The sequence below is a fragment of the Hyella patelloides LEGE 07179 genome (genome assembly GCF_900659865.1).
Classification (GTDB): domain Bacteria; phylum Cyanobacteriota; class Cyanobacteriia; order Cyanobacteriales; family Xenococcaceae; genus Hyella; species Hyella patelloides.
In genome coordinates this window covers 1-21,118 of the sequence record NZ_LR213877.1, presented here as the reverse complement: position 1 = coordinate 21,118, position 21,118 = coordinate 1, and the positions used below count along the sequence as shown (strand labels likewise).

The following is a 21,118-nucleotide window of genomic DNA, read 5'->3' as shown; positions in this document are numbered from 1 at the left end:
TCAAAGCATGGTGGCATCGCTGATAGGGTTGTTTCTTTCATTCTGGATTGGCAGAAGTTTAATCAAGTACAAGTATCACTATACCAGGCTTATAGCTATTTTTTCTTGTTTCTTTCCGAAAGTCCAGTTAACCTTTTACCAACCCTACCAATCAATAAAAGAGGCTTATCCGAACAGTATTGCTTGGTGGTGGACTTAATCCAGAAGCCTTATCAAATTTGCCTGGAAATCCTTTAGTCGTAAAATACGCTCCTCAATTAGAACTCTTGCAAAAAACCAGCCTTAACATAACTCACGGTGGACTCAATACAACCCTCGAATCACTAAGTTATGGTGTGCCGATGGTTGCTATCCCTGTCACTGACGATCAACCAGGAGTCGCAGCAAGGATTGCTTGGACGAAAGTAGGCGAATTAGTAAAACTTTCTAGTCTAAATGTGGACAGTATGCAAAAAACTGTTGAACGAGTCTTGAAAGAATCATCGTACAAACAAAACGCAGTCCGTTTGCAAAAAGCTATTCGCCGTAATGAAGGAGTGAATCGTGCTGTTAATATTATTGAGCAGGCTGTATTAACCAAAAAGCCAGTGATAAATTTATAAGCCGAGTAATTCTATAGATGACAAAATACTCAGCTATTATGTCTCTATAAATCGATCTAAAGCTAGCAATAATTACGAATGATGCGAGAAAGCTTTGTTTTTGCCCGATTTGCTGACTTTGTTGGCGAAGTTAACCAAAGTTGCTGGTGTTTTTATCTGCTTTCTGTAACAGTATTGGCACGACTCTTCTCAAGCAATCGCGTTTGGCAACTAAAAAGATACCTTTTTAACGCGAGTTCGATGTATTTGCAGAATGTTACTACTTACCTATACTTTATTACATGGAAAAATTGTACTAATTATCCCGTTAATATTACGGCTGAATCTTTTCAGATTACTTTTGCCAACAGTATCCACGAAACCAAGTGCATCCCTTAACTTCAGACTAGATACGGTTTATATGAGGTCTTTCATGAGTTTTGGAATGGATTTTATGAGGTTAGAAGATTAAGAATCAAACTAATATCAAACGTAGATATAAGGAAAATTATTATGGCTAACTACGAAACTACCAACCCCTCAATAAATAGAAAAGTTGCTTTTGCCAGCGTTGCATCTTCATTGGGTTCAATTACCAGTCTTTTTTTAGCGACTTTTTTGCTTAATTTACCTTTTCTAGCAAACATCCCAGATGAAGACAAAGGAACCTTAAGAACTTCATTAACAGCAGGTGCTACTGCACTCATTACCCTCATAGTTGGTTATTACACCAGACCTGGAGATGGTGATGGAATTAAACCACTAAAGGATGATGAAAGACAAAGTAACGGGGGAGCGAAAAAGACTGTGGAAAAAGTTATTTAGTTCAATCGTTTTGATAATGGGGTTGAAAAATTTGTATAAATACCAAAAATCAAAACTTGTAAATTCTGCATTCAACCACTACTAAACGTAAAAATAAAATAGGTAATCTTACAGTGGAAAAAGAGCGCAATAGTTAATGGAACTTCTGAAAGATTAGTTTATCATTGCACAATAAGCTAAATATCCAAATATCTACCTAAACACTAAGATTAGAGTTATAAGCGAAATTAATTGATGAACTTCTGAACTTTGAGCAATTATGATTCCTCTGTATCAATATAGTTCTTTTTCTAACTCTCAAGAAATAGATCGGCTTGGGGAAATTATGCGCCAGTGCTTTGGTAGTTCACCCTCTGACTGGGAGCGTTATGTCAATCTTCTTAGTACTGAAAATTTCCGCATTCTGCGTCAAGGAGATCGAATCATCGCGGGATTGGCAATTTATCAGATGGGACAGTGGTTTGGGGGTCAAAATGTACCATTAGCAGGAATCGCTGCGGTGGGTGTAGCACCAGAAGCCCGTGGTAAAGGTGCAGCCAGAGAACTCTTAACTAAGACAATTCAAGAACTTTATAGCTCACAAATTGCCATTTCTGCTCTTTATCCTGCTACTCAAGCACTCTATCGTCAAGTAGGATACGAGCAAGGTGGAAGCTACTGTAAATGGGAATTACCTATCGCGAGCATCCAATTAAAAGAGCGTGACCTTTCTATGTATAAGGTTAGTTTAAGAGAGCGTCATCTTTTTGAGAATACATACAACCAACAGGCTCAAATAAATAACGGTAATTTAGCTCGCCATTCCGCTATTTGGACACAAATACTCGAATCAGAAAAAGAAAAAGAAATTTATGCTTATTTAATTGGCTCAGAAACTGCACCTGAAGGCTATATAATTTTTACTCAAAATGAAACAACGATTGAAATTAGGGACTGGGTGTTATTAAATGCCTGGGCTGCTCGACGCTTATGGACATTTTTAGCCGATCATCGCTCGATGATTGAGACAGTAATTTGGCGAGGTGCGTCTGTTAATCCCTTTACGCTACTGTTACCCGAACAAACAGCGAAAATTACCAGCCAGATGATTTGGCTGCTACGGATAGTTAATGTGCCTTTGGCTTTGTCACTGCGGGGTTATCCAACCCAATTAGAAGCAGAATTACATTTAGATGTTCGTGATGATTTGATAGCTGCTAATAATGGTAAATTTTGTCTGAAAGTCTCTCAAGGAAGAGGAGAGGTTAGTCAAGGAGGAAAAGGTTATTTTCAGATAGATATCCGCAGCTTAGCATCACTCTATACAAGTTTTTTGAGTCCCCAACAGCAGCAACGTTTGGGCTATCTACAAACAACCTCAGAAGCCTTAGAGACAGCAAATCTAATCTTTTTTGGAGATCGCCCTTGGATGGCAGATTTTTTCTAAGTAATAGTAGTGTTATTTATTTTGTAGAGTTGCAAGCCTCCCTCATTAATTGACATTAAAATACTTCATCAGGAATAGTTAATCCTTTGAGAGATTGTTGAGTAGAATTAAGATTTTTTCCTTGAATTAAAACACCAAAACCACCTAAACCCATAGGATTAATTAACTGGTGTAAAGCATCTCTTCTTTGCAATATTTGCAGGGCATTATATTGACCACTAGAAAGTTTTTGCAAGCGATCGCCTAGACCTAAAGACATTAAAAACATGGCTTGTTTTGTAAAGTCTATTGTGAATAATTCTTGTTGTTTACCGTATTTTTCTAAAGCAGTAAAATCCACATGAGCGGTAATATCTTGTTCTCCTAAATTAATGTAAGGATTATTATGATGACGATGTTGATAGTAACACTTTAATGTTCCTTGGCTTCTTTGGGGATGATAATATTTACTGGCAGGATAGCCATAGTCAATAGTTAGTAAATATCCTTGTTGTAATTTATTGCCAACCTTATTTAACCAATCCTGAGCAGCTAAATTTACTTCTGTACGATAACCTTGAGGATAATCATCATTAACAATATTAATTTCTACTAATTCAAAGTATTCTTTTATTTTCGGTGTAGAAATTTCTCCAGAGATTTCTTGGAGCTTTTCACCATCTATTGTTAAATATATTTCTTGCAGTTGACCGTTATTGACTACAACTTGATGTACGGGAAAAGCATCAATCAACTCATTAGAAAAGCAACAACCAATAAGAGAATTATCAGGTATATCTGACCAACTTTGCCATTTTATATTTAACTCTTTAAAATCTGCTAAAACTTGCTGTTGTTGTCTAATTAATTCGGGAGACTTTTCCAAAATAATATATTCTAGATTCGGTATGATTTCGCTATTGCTAGAGATTAAATAACCAAGAATATCTTGAGCCAGATTACCATTACCCGCGCCCATTTCCACCACAGCAAAAGTTTCAGGACAATTTAACTTGTGCCACATTTCTGCTAACTGGATAGCTAACAATTCACCAAAATCTTTACCCAAAGAAGAAGCTGTAAAAAAATCTCCTTTCGACCCAATATTTACTTTTCCCGAACTATAGTAACCATAATTAGGATCGTATAAAACCACATCCTGATATTCAGCAAAGGTGATACGCGATTGAGGAGAATTACGAATCTTTTCCGAGACAATCTTGTATAATGCTGAAGAATTAGCCCTTTTCATATTTTAAGACTCAAAAATAAGCTGTGACCGTCAGAAACCGCGAACCATTTTCTAGTTTAGTATTTTATCGTTTTGTTAAATGGTCAATGGTTAACCCTATCTTATATACCTACTTTCGGGGACGTGTTTATGGAGCAGAAAAAATCCCTCGATCTGGTTCTTATATTGTAGTGAGTAACCATGCTAGTAACTTAGACCCACTTATTTTAGCGGTTGCAGTGTGTCGTCCCGTATCATTTATGGCAAAAGAAGAGTTGTTTCGCATTCCCGTCTTAAAAAAAGCGATCGCTCTTTGTGGGGGTTATCCTGTTAAAAGAGATACTAGCGATCTGGCTGCTATCAAATCAGCGATCAATTTTATTAATCAAGGTTGGCTCTCAGGAATCTTTCTCGAAGGAACAAGAACAACCGACGGCAAAATTAACGACCCTAAATTGGGTGCAGCTTTAATTGCAGCCAAAACCGAAACCCCTCTGATTCCTGCTAGTATCTGGGGAACAGAAAAAGTTGAAAAAAGTCCGACTATTCTTCGACCAACACCCATTACGATCAGATTTGGGGATACTATTGCACCTCCTACATCTAGGAAAAAAGCTGATTTACAAGCTGTTACCGAACACTGCACCAAAGTTATTCATCAAATGCACGCTCTGGGGAGATAGCAGTTATTTGAAGACACCGAGTCAGAAGCAAGTAGGAAAGTTAAGAAAAGTTAATAAGTAATGAGTAATAGGTTACAACTAACAATCAACTAATAACTACTAACTACCAAATCAACTAGCTCGATTGACATATACATTATTGGGCGTATACATATAAGTGCGTTGTCCTAGCCAAGTTGCTGTACCTTCAATGGCGCAACTACACCCTGCCATCATATCGGCTGCTTGTTGGGCGTGAAGGGGTTCTAAATGGGCCAGATTAACAACTACAGTGTATCGTTCTTTGAGCTTTTGTAGAGCAGACATGATTTCTGATTGGGATTCAGGTTCTAAAATAAAAATATCGGCGTATTCTGTGGCAGGTAAATTCATAGTTCCAAATTATCGGGCTTGGTGTTGAATTTTAGGTCTACATCTTACTGCAATCTCAGTAATAGTGCAAATGATCTATCTGTTTGATCGAAACTTGATTATAGTTATTCAAATAAAAATTTAAGGGAATATCGAATAATTACGGTATAGAGGAATACCATAACGATTCAATTTTATTGGCAATTTCCTCAGCTTGGGAATATTCCTCAGCAGACAGTAAAACAGTAACATGACCTAATTTTCGACCTGGATGAGAATCTGTTTTACCGTACCAATGTATATAGGTATTAGGTAATTGAGCAATTTGCTGACGTTTTTCTAAATAATCACTGTCAGAGGTTTCATAACCCAAAAGGTTAACCATCACTGAAGCATGACTCTTCATGACAGGAGGTGTTAGAGGAATTTCTGCGACGGTGCGTAATTGCATTTCAAATTGAGAAATATCACAAGCATCAAGGGTATAGTGTCCAGAATTATGAGTACGAGGCGCGATTTCGTTGACCAAGACTCTCTCATCTGAAGTTAAAAATAATTCAATGCCAAAAATCCCCACTACTTGCAATTTCTCTACTAAAGTACGAGCGATCGCTTGTACTTGTTTTTTAACGGCTTGAGATACTTCTGCTGGTGCAATTACCCAATGGCACACTTGCTGTTTTTGATAGGTTTCTACTACTGGGTAGGTAATTATTTCTCCACTGTTATTTCTAGCTACCATAATGGCTAGCTCTTTGGTAAAGGGGATAAATTCCTCTATTAAAAGAGAAGGACAGCCATATTTATGCCAAATCGCGCTTAATTCTACTGCATCCTTGACAATGAATGTTCCTTGTCCATCGTAGCCATGACGACGGGCTTTTAATACCACAGGAAATTTCTTACATAGTGGTGTTTGTAAATCTGACTTTTGTTCTAATAAACTGAATTTTGGTATGGGTAAGCCAATACTTTGTAAATAGCTGCGCTGTTCGTACTTATCTAGTAGTGGTGCTAAAGCATCTAAACTAGGACGAAAAATAACGCCTTGCTGTTCTACCAAAGACTGTAAAGCATCCAAGTCAATAAATTCGTTTTCAAAAGTAATCACGTCACACAGAGTAGCCAGTTTAGCCGTTGCTTGAGAATCTGCGATCGCTCCTAAAATAACATTTTGAGCTTTACTAACAGCAGGATCGTTATATTTAGGCGTTTGCACAATCAATTCTAAATCGAGATTAGGTGCCACAGAACCCATCATCCAGGCTAACTGTCCGCCACCAATTACTCCTATTTTTTTAGCTGCCATTGCTGATAGTTAAATAACTTTAAATGACCCAAAATATAACGAAACCATAGCTTTTCTCTTACTGTCAAGAGATTTTTACGAAAAATAAAATAGTTTTTATACCTACAAAGTGTCAATTAGCTGTAAGCGCGATTGCCATAAGCTATAAGCAGGGCTATTTCAACTGAAGCTCGAACTCCCCGATGAAGAGATATAAGCGCGATTGCCATAAGCTGTAAGCTTCAAATTAACCGCTAATAGCTATGGAAGGCTTAAAGCTTAAAGCTTAGAGCTTTAAGCTAAAGCCGTAGGCTTTGTCATTAATCTTGAGATTTAGTATCAAATTTAACAGAAACAAGTAATTTTTATTTCTCATAAATTGCGTTTTAAATAATAATTTTTGCCCCGTGCTTAAACAAAAAAATAAACATCTACCAATCGATACATATTGTTCGATTATTTAGAAGAACACACAATAATAATTAATCAAAATAAAGTATTAAAACCTTGGAATAACTACAGAGTAAACCTTCAACACACTCATTTGCTCTCAATTGTTTGAGAAAATTACTGTATCATTTTATTTCTAGTAATTTTTAATACAAAAAAATTATTGTAAAATTTGATAATTCTTTAATAAGAAACAACACTTACGTCCCTAAAAAAAATGTTTACGCTACTCAATGTTTTGTTTGCCTTTGTGATGGTGGGTATTTTACTCCTCGTGGCAAGGTTTATAAAACATCAAATCAAAATATTGCAAACTCTTTATTTACCTGAATCGATCATTGCAGGAGCGATCGCTTTAATCTTAGGACCAGGTGTTTTAGGAGCAATTTCTGTTGCTTTAGGAGTCAGTCCCGATTCATCTCTAACTGGTGGCTTATTTCCCGAAGAAATGCAGGCTGTGTGGTCAGAATCTCCAGGGGTATTTATCAATATTGTCTTTGCAGCTTTGTTTTTAGGTGAAACTATACCTAATCCCAAAGAAATCTGGCGGAAAACTGCCCCCCAAGTAGCTTTTGGACAGAGTTTAGCATGGGGACAATACACTATTGGTATTTTAGTCACTTTACTCATTTTATCCCCTGTTTTTGGCGTTAATCCCATCGCAGGAGCATTAATTGAAATCGGCTTTGAAGGAGGACATGGTACATCAGCAGGAATGGCAGACACCATGACGGAATTAGGCTTTCCCGAAGGAGGCGATTTAGCTTTGGGTTTAGCAACTGTAGGAATTATTTCAGGAATCCTTTTTGGTACAGCTTTAGCTCATTGGGGTAGACAAAAAGGTCATATTCAAACAGCACCTACAGCAGTGGATAGTGGTGACGCACAATTTCAAGAAACCGCCGAAATTGAAAGTAGTCGAGTTTTAGCCAGACGTTCTAGCCTAATGCAAAATTTGCTGATCGATCCTTTATCTCTCAACTTCGGCTTTACAGGACTAGCAGTAGTGATTGGTTGGTTAATCTTACAACTACTTACCTTAATTGAATCATTGACTTGGGGTAGCGGAGGTTTAGAGTTAATTGGTGCTGTACCTTTATTCCCGATGGCGTTAATTGGTGGGATTATCATTCAAGTGGTGATGAAACGCCTCGATCTCGATGTTCTCATCATTAGAAGACTACAAGAAAGAATTGCTGGTGTAGCTCTAGACCTTTTAGTAGTTACTGCTTTAGCAACTATTAACCTTGCTGTATTAGGCGCGAATATTGGTGTTTTCCTCAGTTTAGCTATAGTTGGTATCCTCTGGAACGTTTTAGCATTCATCTTTCTTGCACCTCGCATTTTGCCTGTTTATTGGTTTGAACGAGGTATTGGTGACATGGGACAGTCTATGGGAGTGACCGCCACAGGAATTTTGTTGATTCGGATGGTAGATTCAGACAATCACACGGGAGCATTTGAAAGCTTTGCTTACAAACAGTTATTCTTTGAACCTATTGTTGGTGGCGGTTTATTTACGGCTGCTGCACCAGCTTTAATTACTCGCTTTGGTTCGATTTCAATTCTCTTTCTCACTACGGGATTGTTAGCCTTTTGGTTGATTTTTGGGATTGTCAACTGTCAACGAACCCAGAAAAAATTGCAATCAGAACAAACTGAACCTACTCCTCCTGCAACTATGGCTAGATAGTGTTTTTCGTGAGTGGTTAGCAGTTGATGGTTAGTGCTTGGTTAGTCTTTGCTTCTTGTTTATATAGTGAACTTCTAGCTTTTTAGCTCATGATGTTAATGCAAGTCTTATATCAAATACTTAAATGTTTGCTACAAATAAATTTACCTTGTAGTGATAATTCATGAATTATCACTACAGATTATATGTTACATTCTTTTGTATTTCATATTACTATTTGCTTTTTAGCGATCGCTATTATTCTAAGATCGCTCGTTAGATCGACCAATCACTGATTCAACTCAAGCCACCATACAATCTATTATGAAAAAAGTAATTAATAATTAGAGTTGCTCTAACTCTTGTAAAATACTTTCTATTTGTAGTTTACTAGCAGTTATTTTTTCGGTTATAGATTTACTCAGATTAAGTTGCGTCTCTAACTCCTGTTGACGGGGAGTAATCGTATCAATAAACTTTTGTAAACAACCATTTAATTCTGTAGCTAAAGCTTTCCATAAAGTATCAGTGTAAGTCTTTTGTAATTCTCGGAATGTGATTTCAATTTGTTCTTTTACCTTGTCTCTTTCTCTGGGTAAGGCATTAATACTGAAAAGACCAAATAGCACTGATAAAACAAAGGCAGAAGCATCTAAAGAAGCAGCACTAAATAACATTTGACCACCCAAACCTGTAACTGCTGCTGCAATACCTAGTTTTCCGCAATTATTTAATCCTTTATCTGCTGCTAGCTTAATTTTTTCCGACATTTGTTGAATGTCAACCTGCTCGCTATTCAAAGTGGGAATGATTAATTTATCTTCACCCAAAGTAATTGCAGTTTCAATATCTTCTGTCGCTTCTCGGAAAATGCGATCGCGATATTGCATAAAAGTAATAGTTGCTTCTCGGAAAATTTCTTGTAAATTTTGATCTAATTGAGCTTCTTTAATAGCTGTAATCAGCTTTTCTTCTAATTTGTCATCTTCATTGGTTAAGCGTTTTTTCGCAATACTAAAAAATGCTATTTTTTCGTTAACAATTTTATTGGTAGTTTGGATTAAAAGCCGAAACAAGTCATCTATATTACGTTGAAAGATAGCAAACAACAACTTATACTCTTCCAGTCTTTCTTTAATTCTTTGTAGAGTTCGATCGAAGATAACTTTTTCAGCTTCCAATTTCTCTTGAATAACTTGATTGCGCTTTTCTAATCGATCTAAATACACTAATAAAGAATTTTGAGGTCCTTGTAACTTCAGCTTAATTTTTTCGGTTTCTGCCAAAAACGCCAATAAGAAATTCTTTAATTCCTCCATTCCTGCACCAGTATGAGAAGAAATCGCAAATACTGGAGGCATTTCCGTAAAAATTTCCTCTAAACCATCACTAACATAAGCTTTAACTTGTTTGACTTCTGCTTCTGTTGCCAGATCTATCTTATTAATAGTGATAATTACTTTTCTTGCCCAAGTACTATCTACCAAGAATAAAAAGTCCTGCTCTGACTTGCTTAAAGGACGTTCAATAGAAGTTACAAACAAAATAATATCTGCTTGTTTGAGATAATTTTCCGTTAATTCTTGATGTTGTTCGATAATCGAATTTGTCCCAGGACTATCGATAAAAACCAATCCTCCTAAATCTTCAGGATCGTAAGATTCAATTGTTTTGGTAGTGGGAATAATTCCTACGGGTGCATTAGTATTATCACCCAAATAATTGAGCAAACTAGACTTTCCTGCATTAAACTCCCCACAAATAAAGATCGAAAAGGGATTAGCCAATTGCTGTTTCAGACCTGAGATGTCTGGCTGAAAATCAGGAAAGAGTACCTTGGCTTCTACGAACAATCCTTCAACCTGTTCTATATTTTCTTGACTGCGATCGAAGAGTTGCTGTTGTCCTGTAGATAAAGTCAGAGGCATAATTTTCTAACCAAATAAAGAATAGTACAGATAATATCTTTAATTAATTAAATAACAAGAAATACCCAATGCTCTCAATAATTTTATGATTTTTTATTTTTAGTGGTTGGTTGTTAACTGAATAACTGGTCACTGATAACTAGTCACTGCTTCAATTGCTGCTTCAAGTGCGATCGCAATATGAGTCCAATGAGTACCCCCCTGACAAAAAGCAATGTAAGGTTCTCTTAAAGGACCATCTGCGGAAAATTCAGAGGTACTACCATCGATAAATGTCCCCCCAGCCATCACTAATTTGATTTCATAGCCAGGCATTTGGGCGGGAACGGGTACGACATAGGAATCTATGGGAGAGTGCTGTTGAATAGCTTGACAGAAGGCAATTAACTTTTCGGCGTTTCCCAGTTGAATACTTTGAATCGTATCGCGACGGGTTGACCAAGGATCGGGACTGACGGGATAACCTAATTTATCAAACACATAGGCAATTAAGTGGCTTCCTTTGATCGCTTCTCCTACCATCTGAGGAGCTAAGAATAAACCCTGAAATAATAACCGATTTTGATTGAGGGTTGCACCACCTCTACTACCAATACCAGGAGCAGTCAAACGACAAGTTGCCAATTCCACTAGATCGGCTTTTCCTGCAACATAACCCCCTGCGGTGACAATAGTACCCCCAGGATTTTTAATCAGTGACCCCGCCATTAAATCTGCTCCCACAGCAGTAGGTTCAACTGTTTCGATAAACTCTCCATAGCAATTATCCACAAAACAAACCGTGTTGGGGTTTTGCTGCTTTACCAGCTTAACAATACGCTCAATATCTTCAATTGAGAGACTTTTGCGCCAAGAATAACCGCAAGAGCGTTGAATCAAGACTAAACGAGTTCGATCTTTTACTGCGGTAGACAGAGCTTCCCAATTAATTTCTCCTTCTGTAGTAAGGTTTAATTGACGGTATTCAATGTTAAACTCCCTAAGAGAACCTTGAGAGCTTCCTCTAGTGCCAATTACTTCCTCTAAGGTGTCATAAGGTGCGCCAGCAACCGCTAGCATTTCATCACCAGGACGTAAAACACCAAATAAAGCACAAGCGATCGCGTGAGTTCCCGAGACAAATTGTATTCTAACAGCAGCAGCTTCGGCATTCATGACATCGGCAAAAACTCGATCTAAAGTTTCTCGTCCTAAGTCATCGTGTCCGTAACCGCTAACACTAGAAAAATGTTGTACTCCCACTTTGCGATCGCGAAAAGCCGTCAACACTTTTTTTAAATTTTTCTTGACCTGAGTGTCAATACCAGAAAAAATCGGTAATAGTGCTTGTTCTGCTTCTAATAGGAGATCGGAGCTACTAATCATTTGATAAAAATGTTTTTTGTTTTTGCCAATCATTTATCGAAAAGCATTTACCTAAACAATGTCAAATCCTCTTTTTTTTGCCTGAGATTTTTAGTCAACACCAAGGGTTGGATATGGCGAGACTGGGTTCACAAGGTTCTGAGGTTTCCTCAGAACACGACCTCTCGAAACCTCGCCATCCCTCTCGGTCATAAACATCTCATAAAGCCATTTTTGTAGGTTGAGACAGTTTGTTTCCCAAAAGACATCTTTTATTCAAGAGCCTTTTTCTGGCTATTAGGTAAAACGTAAGACTATTAAATCTATCTTATGTTGCTCCTTTTTACTACCTCCATGTTGCTTATTTCACACAACAGAGGAAAAAAACCATGCGTAAAGTTGAGATTTAGGTTATTAAATGACAATTGCTACATCAGAAAAATTACCCCTAGCCTGGGATACTATTATTTACATGGCGACGATTCATTTAATCGCCTGTTTAGCATTCTTTCCCAGTAATTTTAGTTGGGGAGCAGTGGGGGTTGCCTTTATCCTCTACTGCATTACAGAATGGGGAGTTACAGTGGGATTTCATCGTTATGCTTCTCATCGAAGTTTTGAAACCAATAAATTTGTAGAATACTTTTTTATATTTTTGGGAACTCTTGCTTGTGAAGGAGGTCCAATTGAATGGGTCGGAATGCACCGCATTCACCATAAATATTCAGACACTCACCAAGACCCCCATGATTCTAGTAAAGGTTTCTTATGGAGTCATTGGGGATGGATGATGTATGAAAGTCCCGCAGAAAAAGATGTCCACCGTTATGTGAAAGATATTGAAAACGATCGTTTTTATCAGTTTTGCCAAAATTTCATGATCCCGATTCAAGTTGTTTTAGGCTTGGGTTTATTTTTCTTAGGTGGTTGGTCTTACGTAATTTGGGGGATTTTTGCTCGTTTAGTGGTAGTCTTTCACTGCACTTGGCTGGTTAATAGTGCTACTCACAAGTTTGGTTATCGAAGTCATGAATCTAACGATCGCTCCAAAAATTGCTGGTGGGTAGCTTTACTGACTTTTGGCGAAGGCTGGCATAATAATCATCACGCTTATCAATACTCTGCTCGTCACGGGTTAGAGTGGTGGGAAATTGACATTACCTGGATGATTATTAAAACCTTAGAGACTCTTGGTTTAGCCTCTAAAATCAAACTACCCCCTCTACAAAAGACAAAAGCGTAAATTTGAGCTTTTCACAAGAAATCTAGCATAATAGGCAATAGGTAATTCAAATCCAAGTTTTATCTGTTGTCTATTTTTTGGTATCTGTTAACAAAACTTAGTGTTTGACAATGGTAATTTCTCACAATTAAATGGGTAAATTAAAACCATAGCCCGATCTATATACGTAATTACCATTAGTAAATCACTCCTAAATTAACTAATTAAATTTAACAATATTCATGTTTTCTATTTACATTTTGACTTATAACGAAGCAACGGAAATAGCAGAATGCATTGAATCAGCACTGTTGTCAGATGATATCATTGTTGTTGATTCTTTTAGCACAGATCGAACTGTAGAAATTGCCAGTCGCTATCCTGTTAAAGTCATACAACATGAATTTGAAAGTCATGGTAAACAAAGAACTTGGATGTTACAAGAAATTTCCACAAAATACGATTGGGTATATATTCTGGAAGCTGATGAAAGAATGACTCCTGAGTTGTTTGCTGAGTGTTTAGACAGGGTAAAAAAAGCGGAGAAAATAGGCTACTACGTAGCAGAAAGAGTAATGTTTATGGGGAAATGGATTCGTCATAGTACCCAATATCCCCGTTACCAAATGCGATTGTTTACTAAAGATAAGGTTTGGTTTACTGATTATGGTCATACAGAAAGAGAAGTCTGCGATGGAGAGACGGGCTTTTTACAAGAAACTTATCCCCACTACACTTCTGGTAAAGGTTTAAGTCGTTGGATTGAAAAACATAACCGCTATTCTACCGATGAAGCCAAAGAAACTATTACTCAGTTAGAAAAAGGTAGAGTCGATTGGCGAAGTTTACTTTTTGGGAGATCGGAAATAGAAAGAAGAAGAGCTTTAAAAGATTTATCCCTTCGTTTACCCTTTAGACCAATTATTCGTTGGTTTTATATGTATTTTATTCTCAAAGGGTTTCTTGATGGTAAAGCAGGATTTACTTGGTGTACGCTACAGGCTTTTTATGAATATTTAATTTTATTAAAAATACAAGAAATCAGGCAAAATAAAGCAAAAATAGACAACAACTCTCATGTTGAATCAGAAAAAGCTGTTAATTTAATTTCTAATTCGGAAAAGATAACTATTAATAATATAGGACGTTAAGTTGGTAGGGGGGATTTTGGCTAACTTTGAAAGCAAAGATTCGTGATGTTGTGATGTCGTAATGTTATACCCTTTATCAACAGCATAGTTCTATATACTGGGATTTCCCATAGCCCACACTCAAAAGTAACTGGATAGATAATACCAATCCTCGAAATTTGCTAAATAGATAGCAAATTATTTTTTTCCCAGAAAAAATCCTAAAACTACTTAAAACTACTGTTTACACTAACTCCTGTAGAGACCCCTTATCCTATCCAAACTCGACACCCGTGCAAAGGGAGATTTTAAGTGGGTTTTTAAGAAATAATAGTTATCTTGTTGGATAATAAGCTTCTTGGCTGTTAACTGCTAGTTAATACGATTTCTAGTCAATAAATTTAAGAATCATTTGGGGATTTTAGATGTTTTTGGGTAATTTCCCAAGCAGTATTGATTAGTTGCATTGCTTGCTCTGAACCTTGTCGATCTGGATGATATTTAAAACTCATTTTTTTGTAAGATTCTTTGCCAAAAGCTACAAAGCCAACAGCACACCAAATTAGATCGAGTCCATCAATAATCAAATTTTGATAAGTGTGATATTGTTCTAGATTTTGAGCAACTAAACTTTGATATAATCTTTCTGCATTGGCTAATTTAGCTTTAATAATTTCAATATTGAAGATTATATTCTCTGTTTGTTCTTCTCGGTTATTGTTTTGATAATCGTTTTGACGTGAATAAAGTTCGTGATTTTCTGGGTTGAAATTATTGTCTGAGTGAGAATCAGTATTTGAGATTGAAGCTACAGAAGAGTACAAAGTATCTAATAAATCTTGATTATCTTGAAACTCTGTTTGTAAAAACTGAAATTCTTCAGAAAAAGATTGAATCTTGGCTATTTTTGCTTGTTTTTCTTTGAGTTCTTCCCCACGATGATATAGTTCTAAAGCTTCTCGATCTAATTCACTTTGACGACGATATTTATCTTCAATTTCGAGCTTTAACTGCTCAATATTTTGAGTAAGTTGTTCGATATTCTGAGTAATTTCTGCCTGTTCTTTTTGATTGGCTTTCTCTTTTTGCTCTATCTCTTCTAGTTGTAATTTTATCTGACTAATAATTTCTGTGAAGTTCATTGATAGTAATTCTTGGTTGAGTAAGATATACCTTGGCTAAGTCAGGTCAGAGGTAAGAGGTAATAGTTAATAGCGTGAGTTCGATATGGACAAAACTAAATAGTTTGGAGAGAGGCAATCAATAGGTTGTTATTGCATTCCCACAAGTCCACAATTTAATTTTAGATACTATAATTATTGGTCGAACTGATGTTTGATAGTTGACCGAGCTTCGTGAGAAACCCTGCATACTATACATTTAGCCCATTTGTAAACTACTTCTCCAGGATAACTGCTCTAAAATTAGAATAGTGAAACAAATTACTCAAATTGCAAACTGTTTCACCAACTTAATTTATTATCCAATATATGTTTGTGATTAGAACATAAAGATCGACCTATTTTCCCAAAATTTTCTAAAAAATAGCCGTCTCCCAAAAGAGAAACGGCTACCAAAAACTATTTATTCTTGTTCTAGGAGAAAAGAATTTAGTAATCAAAGTCTCCGCCAGGAGCAGCAGGAGCTTTATCTTTTTCAGGCTTATCTACTACGATGCATTCAGTAGTTAAAACCATTCCTGCAATAGAAGCAGCATTTTGTAATGCAGAACGAGTTACTTTCGCGGGATCGACAATTCCTGCTGCAAACATATCGACAAATTCATTAGTAGCAGCGTTGAAACCTATATTGAACTCTTTTTCTTTGACTCTTTCAGCGATCACTGCGCCGTTTTGACCTGCATTTTCAGCAATTCTTTTCAAAGGAGCAGTTAAAGCACGGGAAACTAGTAAAGCACCAGTTAAACCTTCGTCTTTGAGATTAGCTTTTGCCCACTGTTCTAAGTCGGGTGCGAGGTGAGCTAGAGTAGTACCGCCACCAGGAACAATACCTTCTTCTACGGCTGCTTTAGTTGCGTTGATGGCATCTTCGAGACGTAGTTTGCGGTCTTTCATTTCGGTTTCAGTAGCAGCACCTACTTTAACTACTGCAACACCACCACTAAGTTTTGCTAGACGCTCTTGTAGTTTTTCTTTGTCATAAGAAGATTCTGTTTCTTCCATTTGACGGCGAATTTGTTCGCAACGAGTTTTAACGTCTGCTTCGTTACCTTCAGCAACAATGATAGTACTGTCTTTAGTAATGTTGATACGACGTGCAGAGCCTAGCATTTCAACTTTAGCACTTTCGAGTTTTAAGCCAGCATCTTCAGAAATTACCTGACCACCAGTAAGAACTGCAATGTCTTCTAACATTTGTTTACGGCGATCGCCAAATCCTGGTGCTTTCACCGCAGCTACATTAAGTACACCACGAAGACGGTTAACTACAAGGGTTGCTAGAGCTTCTTTTTCAATGTCTTCAGCCAAGATTAGTAAGGTTTTACCTTGACGAGCAACCTGTTCTAGTACGGGTACTAAATCTTGTACTAAGCCAATTTTTTTATCAGTGATCAGAATTAAAGGATCTTCTAAAACTGCTTCCATGCGCTCGGTATCAGTTACGAAGTAAGGAGAAATATATCCTTTGTCGAAACGCATCCCTTCAGTAATTTCGAGTTCGGTAGTCATGGATTTACCTTCTTCTAAAGAGATAACTCCTTCTTTCCCTACTTTCTCCATTGCTTCAGAAATCATGCTACCGACTTCTTCGTCGTTACCCGCAGAAATCGCACCTACTTGAGCGATCGCCGTAGAGTCTTCCACTGGTTTGGCGTGTTCTTTAATTTTGCCTACTAAGTATTCAGTTGCTTTGTCAATCCCACGTTTCAGAGCAATGGGGTTAGCACCCGCAGCTACGTTACGCAGACCTTCTTTAACAATGGCGTGAGCTAGTACAGTTGCAGTGGTTGTGCCATCTCCAGCGACATCATTAGTTTTAGAAGCAGCTTGACGAATTAGAGATACGCCAGTATTCTCGATGTGATCTTCTAATTCAATTTCTTTGGCAATTGTCACCCCATCGTTGACAATTTGGGGTGCGCCAAATTTCTTTTCGAGAACTACGTTACGTCCTTTAGGCCCTAAAGTCACCGCTACGGCTTCTGTTAAGAGATCGATTCCTTTTTCCAGAGCGCGACGAGCTTCGTCGTTATAAATAATAGACTTTGCCATAGGTAATATTTTCCTTGGTTGCTGTTTAAAAATTGAGGGATAAAAAATTGCAATTAATGAATAAACCGCTTTACAGCCTGAAATTAGTGGTGTTGTCGAGAATTGTTTCAGAGATTTCAGGATTGAAGATTAGGGATTGAGTAAATTCCATGTAGAACTTAATGACCCATTATTCGTTAACTGTCTCAACACTCTAATTCTCAAGCCGAACTAAGGTTTAACTAGGAAACTGCTGCGAGAATGTCTTTTTCAGAAAGTAGTACGTAATCATCACCACCCAATTTGATGTCTGTACCAGCGTATTTAGAGTAAAGAACTTTGTCACCTACTTTGACTTCTAATGGAGTGAAACTACCATCATCGTTGCGCTTACCAGGACCTACTGCTGCCACTTCACCTACTTGGGGCTTTTCTTTTGCAGTATCAGGTAGATACAACCCACCAGCAGTTTTTTCTTCAGAAGCACTAACCTTGATAAAAACGCGATCGCCCAAAGGTTTTACGGTGGAAACGTTAATGCTAATAGCTGCCATACAAATCTCTCCTAAAGGTCTAATAAAATGTTTTTTGGTTGATTGCCAATCTAAAAATAGCCGTGGTGAGAATACTTGAAGATTATCTTTAGCACTCTCACCTTACGAGTGCTAATTTAGCTAAATCTGAGTAGACATGGCAACTAGGTGTTCAGTGCGGTTTACCGTACAATTACAGTGATCGCTTATCAGTTACTGGTTACCAGTTATCAGTCAAAGAAATATTCTTTTCTCTCACAAATAACAGGCTTTCAACCTAAAATTAATCATTATCCATTGTTATGACTCATTCTTTAGACATCAAAACTTTAGCTCGTTGGATGGCAGCAGATTTTAGTAATCAAGCGCAAGCTTATGAAAATCCGCCCTTTTTCGCTAATATCAGGGTTTGTATGCGTCCATTATCTCCAGAATTGTTTGGTGGTACGAGTTTATTTTTAGAGCAAGCTTATGACTTTATGCTCGATAAGCCCTATCGGTTAAGAGTTTTAAAATTTAACGTAGTAGAAGATCGTATTGAACTAGAGAATTATAAGGTTAAAGAGCAAGAATTGTTTTTTGGCGCATCCCGCGATCGCGATCTCTTACAAAAATTAACACCAGAAACGATCAAAAAGATGGCTGGTTGCGATATGAATGTGACATGGACAGGTAAGAGTTTTCAGGGTCAAATCAAACCAGGTAAAGCCTGTATTGTGGAGCGCAAAGGCAAAATTACCTATCTAGATAATAGCTTTGAAGTGGATGGCTCGCAATTAATCAGCTATGATCGCGGGCGCGATCCTGAAACCGATGAATTAGTTTGGGGTTCGGTTGCAGGGCCATTTAACTTTAAACCTGTCAATAGTTTTGCGGAGGAAGTCAATTAAGGAACAAGGAAGAAGAAACAAGGAAGTAATATTTTGAACTTTTAATCATGAAAAATAATAATTCTTTACCAATTCAATTTGTATTTTATGCGCTCGGCGGTTTTTTCCTGATAGTTTTGTTGGGATTTTTAAAGCCTTTTGCCATTGTTAATGCAGGAGAAAGAGGCGTTATAATGCGTTTTGGAAAAGTGCAAGACATAATATTGGATGAAGGGCTACATCCGATTATTCCTATAGTTAATACAGTTAAAAATTTAACGGTAAGAGTTCAAAAAAATGATGTTAATGCTGAAGCTTCTTCTAAAGATTTACAAGATATCCAAATGGATGTAGCTATTAACTGGCACATAGAACCTACCAAAGCTAACAAAGTTTTTCAAAGAGTAGGAGATGAGGAACAAATTGTTTTTCGTATTATTACTCCTGCTGTAGCAGAAGTGGTTAAAGCTGTAACTGCCAAAAAAAATGCTGAAGAGATTATTACCAAAAGAACTGAATTAAAAGAAGAAATTGATAGTTTATTGAAAAATAGACTGGGTAGTTATGGTATCGAAGTAGATGATGTTTCTTTAGTTAATATTTCTTTTAGTCCTGAATTTGCTAAAGCAATTGAAGCAAAACAAATCGCCGAACAAGAAGCAAAAAGAGCAGGATTTGAAGCGTTAAAAGCAGAAAAACAAGCTCAAGCAGATGTTAACCGCGCTAAAGGACAAGCGGAAGCTCAAAGATTGCAAAGACAAACTTTAACAGCAGAATTATTACAAAAACAAGCAATAGAAAAATGGAACGGTCAATTTCCTTTAGTACTCGGAGGCGAAGGCGCACTACCTTTCATTAACATTAATGCTGATGATTTTAATACTAATAATCAAAATTAATTTAGTCGATCTTTAGTGACTAATTAGTAATCACTAATTGTTAATTCTTACTGGCTTTTGGTTGATAACTAATAACTGATAACTAATAATTGGTAGCTGAATTAATGTGGAAATATAAAACACCTGGTATTCCTGATAAATTATTTGCTCGTCTTCCTGGTATTCCCTTAAGTAAAAGAGAAGTCCGTATTTTATTAATTTCTTCTCTTAGAATGAAATCTGATTCTGTATTATGGGATATTGGCGCGGGGACTGGTACGATCCCCGTGGAAATCGGTTTACTATGTCCTGAAGCAAAAATCGTTGCAGTAGAAAGAGATGAAGAAGTTGCAGGTTTAATTAGAAAAAATTGCGATCTTTTTAAAGTTAAAAATGTGCGAGTTATTGAAGGTAATGCTCCTGATTGTTTAGCAGATTTAGAAGCAAAACCAGATCGGATATGTCTTGAAGGAGGAAAACCGATCGCTAAAATACTAGAGCAAGCTTGGGAATATTTACAACCCGAAGGAAGAATTATTGCTACTGCTAGTAACCTGGAAAACCTTTACACTCTTTCTAAAGGATTATCAGATTTACACGCTAGAAATATAGAAGTAGTTCAATCTGCGGTGAATCGATTAGAAACTAGAGGTATTCATCAAACCTTCGCTGCGGTTAACCCTATTTTTATTCTCAGTGGAGAAAAACTCTAAATTAGTGCAACTTTCTTAAACATAAACATCAACATAAATATAGTGAAGACTGAGCGATTGTTTGTGGGGTATGGATTGTAGTAGCGCAACCTCAGCCAAATATTCTATCAGTTATAGCAATACGTATTTTAGTTAGGACAATTTTCAAATTACTACTTGCTACTGCGACGGCGAAGCTGAGTCCTTTAGGGCTACTTCCGAGCAAATAATTTATGTTTCCTAACATAACTTTGTACGGCTATACCTGCTGATTTTAAACTTCTAACTCGGTGACTCGGTGATTAAGGTAAATCAGTAACTTTCATAGTCAAATTTTATTACCTTTGCCTATTTAAATTAGTTTTATTAGACCTCTTGCAAAAGTAGCGATCGCTATATAGTTGAGTTCAAACGAAGTTCGTAGTTATAGATAGCAGCAATTAAATTAAAGCGCAAGCCAAATCTTTTTCTTCGGTTACGATATCGCTCTGATAAAATCCTAAACACTTTGAGATGTCGGTAAAATATGTTCAATCACTATTCTTTCTGAAGCTAATTGTCGATTTTCTTCTTTTGGTTTTTTCAACAATTTACTTTTTTTGGGCTTTTTATGAGGTGTCTGACTCAGTTTGTGGATTTTAGCTATTCCTTGATAACCTTGATCTCCAAGAACTTTTATCTCTTGTCTTAGATGAGTTTTACTATTTTTAAATAACTTAAAATCGTGTTCTTTTCCCTTTCCATGAGCAATGCATATAATCTGCTTACTATTTTGGTCGATGATTATTTGAGACTTTAGAGTAGGCTTTTTCTTTTTGCCACTA

Annotated in this window: 19 protein-coding genes and 1 pseudogene; 11 read left to right on the top strand and 9 right to left on the bottom strand. The window is 36.9% G+C overall.

From position 1 onward, the window contains the following. From H1P_RS37510 to H1P_RS17510, 4 genes and pseudogenes are all read left to right on the top strand, one after another. On the top strand, positions 1–237 hold a 237-nt coding region (locus tag H1P_RS37510), incomplete at its 5' end, for a hypothetical protein (protein ID WP_222427098.1). Beyond that, a pseudogene (locus H1P_RS17525) lies at positions 177–602 on the top strand (glycosyltransferase); the annotation flags it as partial. The gene H1P_RS37510 and the pseudogene H1P_RS17525, both read left to right, overlap by 61 nt. 492 nt (positions 603–1,094) lie before the next feature. After that, on the top strand, positions 1,095–1,406 hold the full coding sequence (locus H1P_RS17515; RefSeq protein ID WP_144869697.1) for a hypothetical protein: 312 nt from the start codon (positions 1,095–1,097) through the stop codon (positions 1,404–1,406). A 259-nt stretch (positions 1,407–1,665) separates the two neighbouring features. Then, entirely contained in the window at positions 1,666–2,832 is a 1,167-nt protein-coding gene (locus tag H1P_RS17510) for a GNAT family N-acetyltransferase (RefSeq protein WP_144869695.1), read from the top strand. Between the two features lie 55 nt (positions 2,833–2,887). On the opposite strand, the gene H1P_RS17505 is transcribed toward H1P_RS17510, so the two are convergent. Beyond that, entirely contained in the window at positions 2,888–4,063 is a 1,176-nt protein-coding gene (locus H1P_RS17505) for a class I SAM-dependent methyltransferase (RefSeq protein WP_144869693.1), read from the bottom strand. 86 nt (positions 4,064–4,149) lie between these two features. Between H1P_RS17505 and H1P_RS17500 the strand changes: the two genes are divergently transcribed. Then, positions 4,150–4,725: a 1-acylglycerol-3-phosphate O-acyltransferase gene (locus H1P_RS17500; RefSeq protein WP_144869705.1), complete on the top strand. Its 576-nt coding sequence runs from the start codon at positions 4,150–4,152 to the stop codon at positions 4,723–4,725. Between the two features lie 111 nt (positions 4,726–4,836). Here H1P_RS17500 and H1P_RS17495 read toward each other — a convergent pair whose 3' ends face one another. Together H1P_RS17495 and H1P_RS17490 are read right to left on the bottom strand one after the other, a co-directional pair. Continuing rightward, positions 4,837–5,097: a cell division protein SepF gene (locus H1P_RS17495; RefSeq protein ID WP_144869691.1), complete on the bottom strand. Its 261-nt coding sequence runs from the start codon at positions 5,095–5,097 to the stop codon at positions 4,837–4,839. Positions 5,098–5,236: 139 nt separating this feature from the next. Continuing rightward, positions 5,237–6,385 (bottom strand): 5-(carboxyamino)imidazole ribonucleotide synthase, encoded by a 1,149-nt coding sequence (locus H1P_RS17490; RefSeq protein ID WP_144869689.1) that lies wholly within the window; start codon positions 6,383–6,385, stop codon positions 5,237–5,239. 646 nt (positions 6,386–7,031) lie between these two features. Between H1P_RS17490 and H1P_RS17485 the strand changes: the two genes are divergently transcribed. Next, positions 7,032–8,507: a sodium/glutamate symporter gene (locus H1P_RS17485; protein ID WP_144869687.1), complete on the top strand. Its 1,476-nt coding sequence runs from the start codon at positions 7,032–7,034 to the stop codon at positions 8,505–8,507. 323 nt (positions 8,508–8,830) lie between these two features. On the opposite strand, the gene H1P_RS17480 is transcribed toward H1P_RS17485, so the two are convergent. Beyond that, the gene (locus H1P_RS17480) at positions 8,831–10,414 is read right to left on the bottom strand and encodes a dynamin family protein (RefSeq protein ID WP_144869685.1); all 1,584 of its coding nucleotides are present in this window, start codon (positions 10,412–10,414) and stop codon (positions 8,831–8,833) included. Between the two features lie 129 nt (positions 10,415–10,543). Then, positions 10,544–11,779 (bottom strand): methionine gamma-lyase family protein, encoded by a 1,236-nt coding sequence (locus H1P_RS17475; RefSeq protein ID WP_222427099.1) that lies wholly within the window; start codon positions 11,777–11,779, stop codon positions 10,544–10,546. 397 nt (positions 11,780–12,176) lie between these two features. On the opposite strand from H1P_RS17475, the gene H1P_RS17470 reads away from it, so the two are divergent. Next, on the top strand, positions 12,177–13,001 hold the full coding sequence (locus H1P_RS17470) for an acyl-CoA desaturase (protein ID WP_144869683.1): 825 nt from the start codon (positions 12,177–12,179) through the stop codon (positions 12,999–13,001). 221 nt (positions 13,002–13,222) lie between these two features. Beyond that, positions 13,223–14,131, top strand: a complete 909-nt coding sequence (locus H1P_RS17465; protein ID WP_144869681.1) for a glycosyltransferase family 2 protein — start codon at positions 13,223–13,225, stop codon at positions 14,129–14,131. A 380-nt stretch (positions 14,132–14,511) separates the two neighbouring features. Here H1P_RS17465 and H1P_RS17460 read toward each other — a convergent pair whose 3' ends face one another. The 3 genes from H1P_RS17460 to groES form a co-directional block, all read right to left on the bottom strand. After that, positions 14,512–15,252, bottom strand: a complete 741-nt coding sequence (locus H1P_RS17460; protein ID WP_144869680.1) for a molecular chaperone DnaJ — start codon at positions 15,250–15,252, stop codon at positions 14,512–14,514. 468 nt (positions 15,253–15,720) lie between these two features. After that, the gene (gene groL / locus H1P_RS17455; RefSeq protein WP_144869678.1) at positions 15,721–17,343 is read right to left on the bottom strand and encodes a chaperonin GroEL; all 1,623 of its coding nucleotides are present in this window, start codon (positions 17,341–17,343) and stop codon (positions 15,721–15,723) included. A gap of 221 nt (positions 17,344–17,564) precedes the next feature. Next, positions 17,565–17,876, bottom strand: a complete 312-nt coding sequence (gene groES, locus H1P_RS17450; protein ID WP_144869676.1) for a co-chaperone GroES — start codon at positions 17,874–17,876, stop codon at positions 17,565–17,567. A 281-nt stretch (positions 17,877–18,157) separates the two neighbouring features. On the opposite strand from groES, the gene H1P_RS17445 reads away from it, so the two are divergent. The 3 genes from H1P_RS17445 to cbiT all read left to right on the top strand — a co-directional run bounded on the left by H1P_RS17445 (position 18,158) and on the right by cbiT (position 20,315). Next, positions 18,158–18,745, top strand: a complete 588-nt coding sequence (locus H1P_RS17445; protein WP_144869674.1) for a chromophore lyase CpcT/CpeT — start codon at positions 18,158–18,160, stop codon at positions 18,743–18,745. Positions 18,746–18,792: 47 nt separating this feature from the next. Next, on the top strand, positions 18,793–19,623 hold the full coding sequence (locus tag H1P_RS17440) for a prohibitin family protein (RefSeq protein WP_144869672.1): 831 nt from the start codon (positions 18,793–18,795) through the stop codon (positions 19,621–19,623). A 104-nt stretch (positions 19,624–19,727) separates the two neighbouring features. Beyond that, the gene (gene cbiT / locus H1P_RS17435; protein ID WP_144869670.1) at positions 19,728–20,315 is read left to right on the top strand and encodes a precorrin-6Y C5,15-methyltransferase subunit CbiT; all 588 of its coding nucleotides are present in this window, start codon (positions 19,728–19,730) and stop codon (positions 20,313–20,315) included. Between the two features lie 478 nt (positions 20,316–20,793). Here cbiT and H1P_RS17430 read toward each other — a convergent pair. Further along, positions 20,794–21,118: transposase family protein (locus tag H1P_RS17430; protein WP_144869668.1), on the bottom strand; the 325-nt coding region annotated here is incomplete at its 5' end.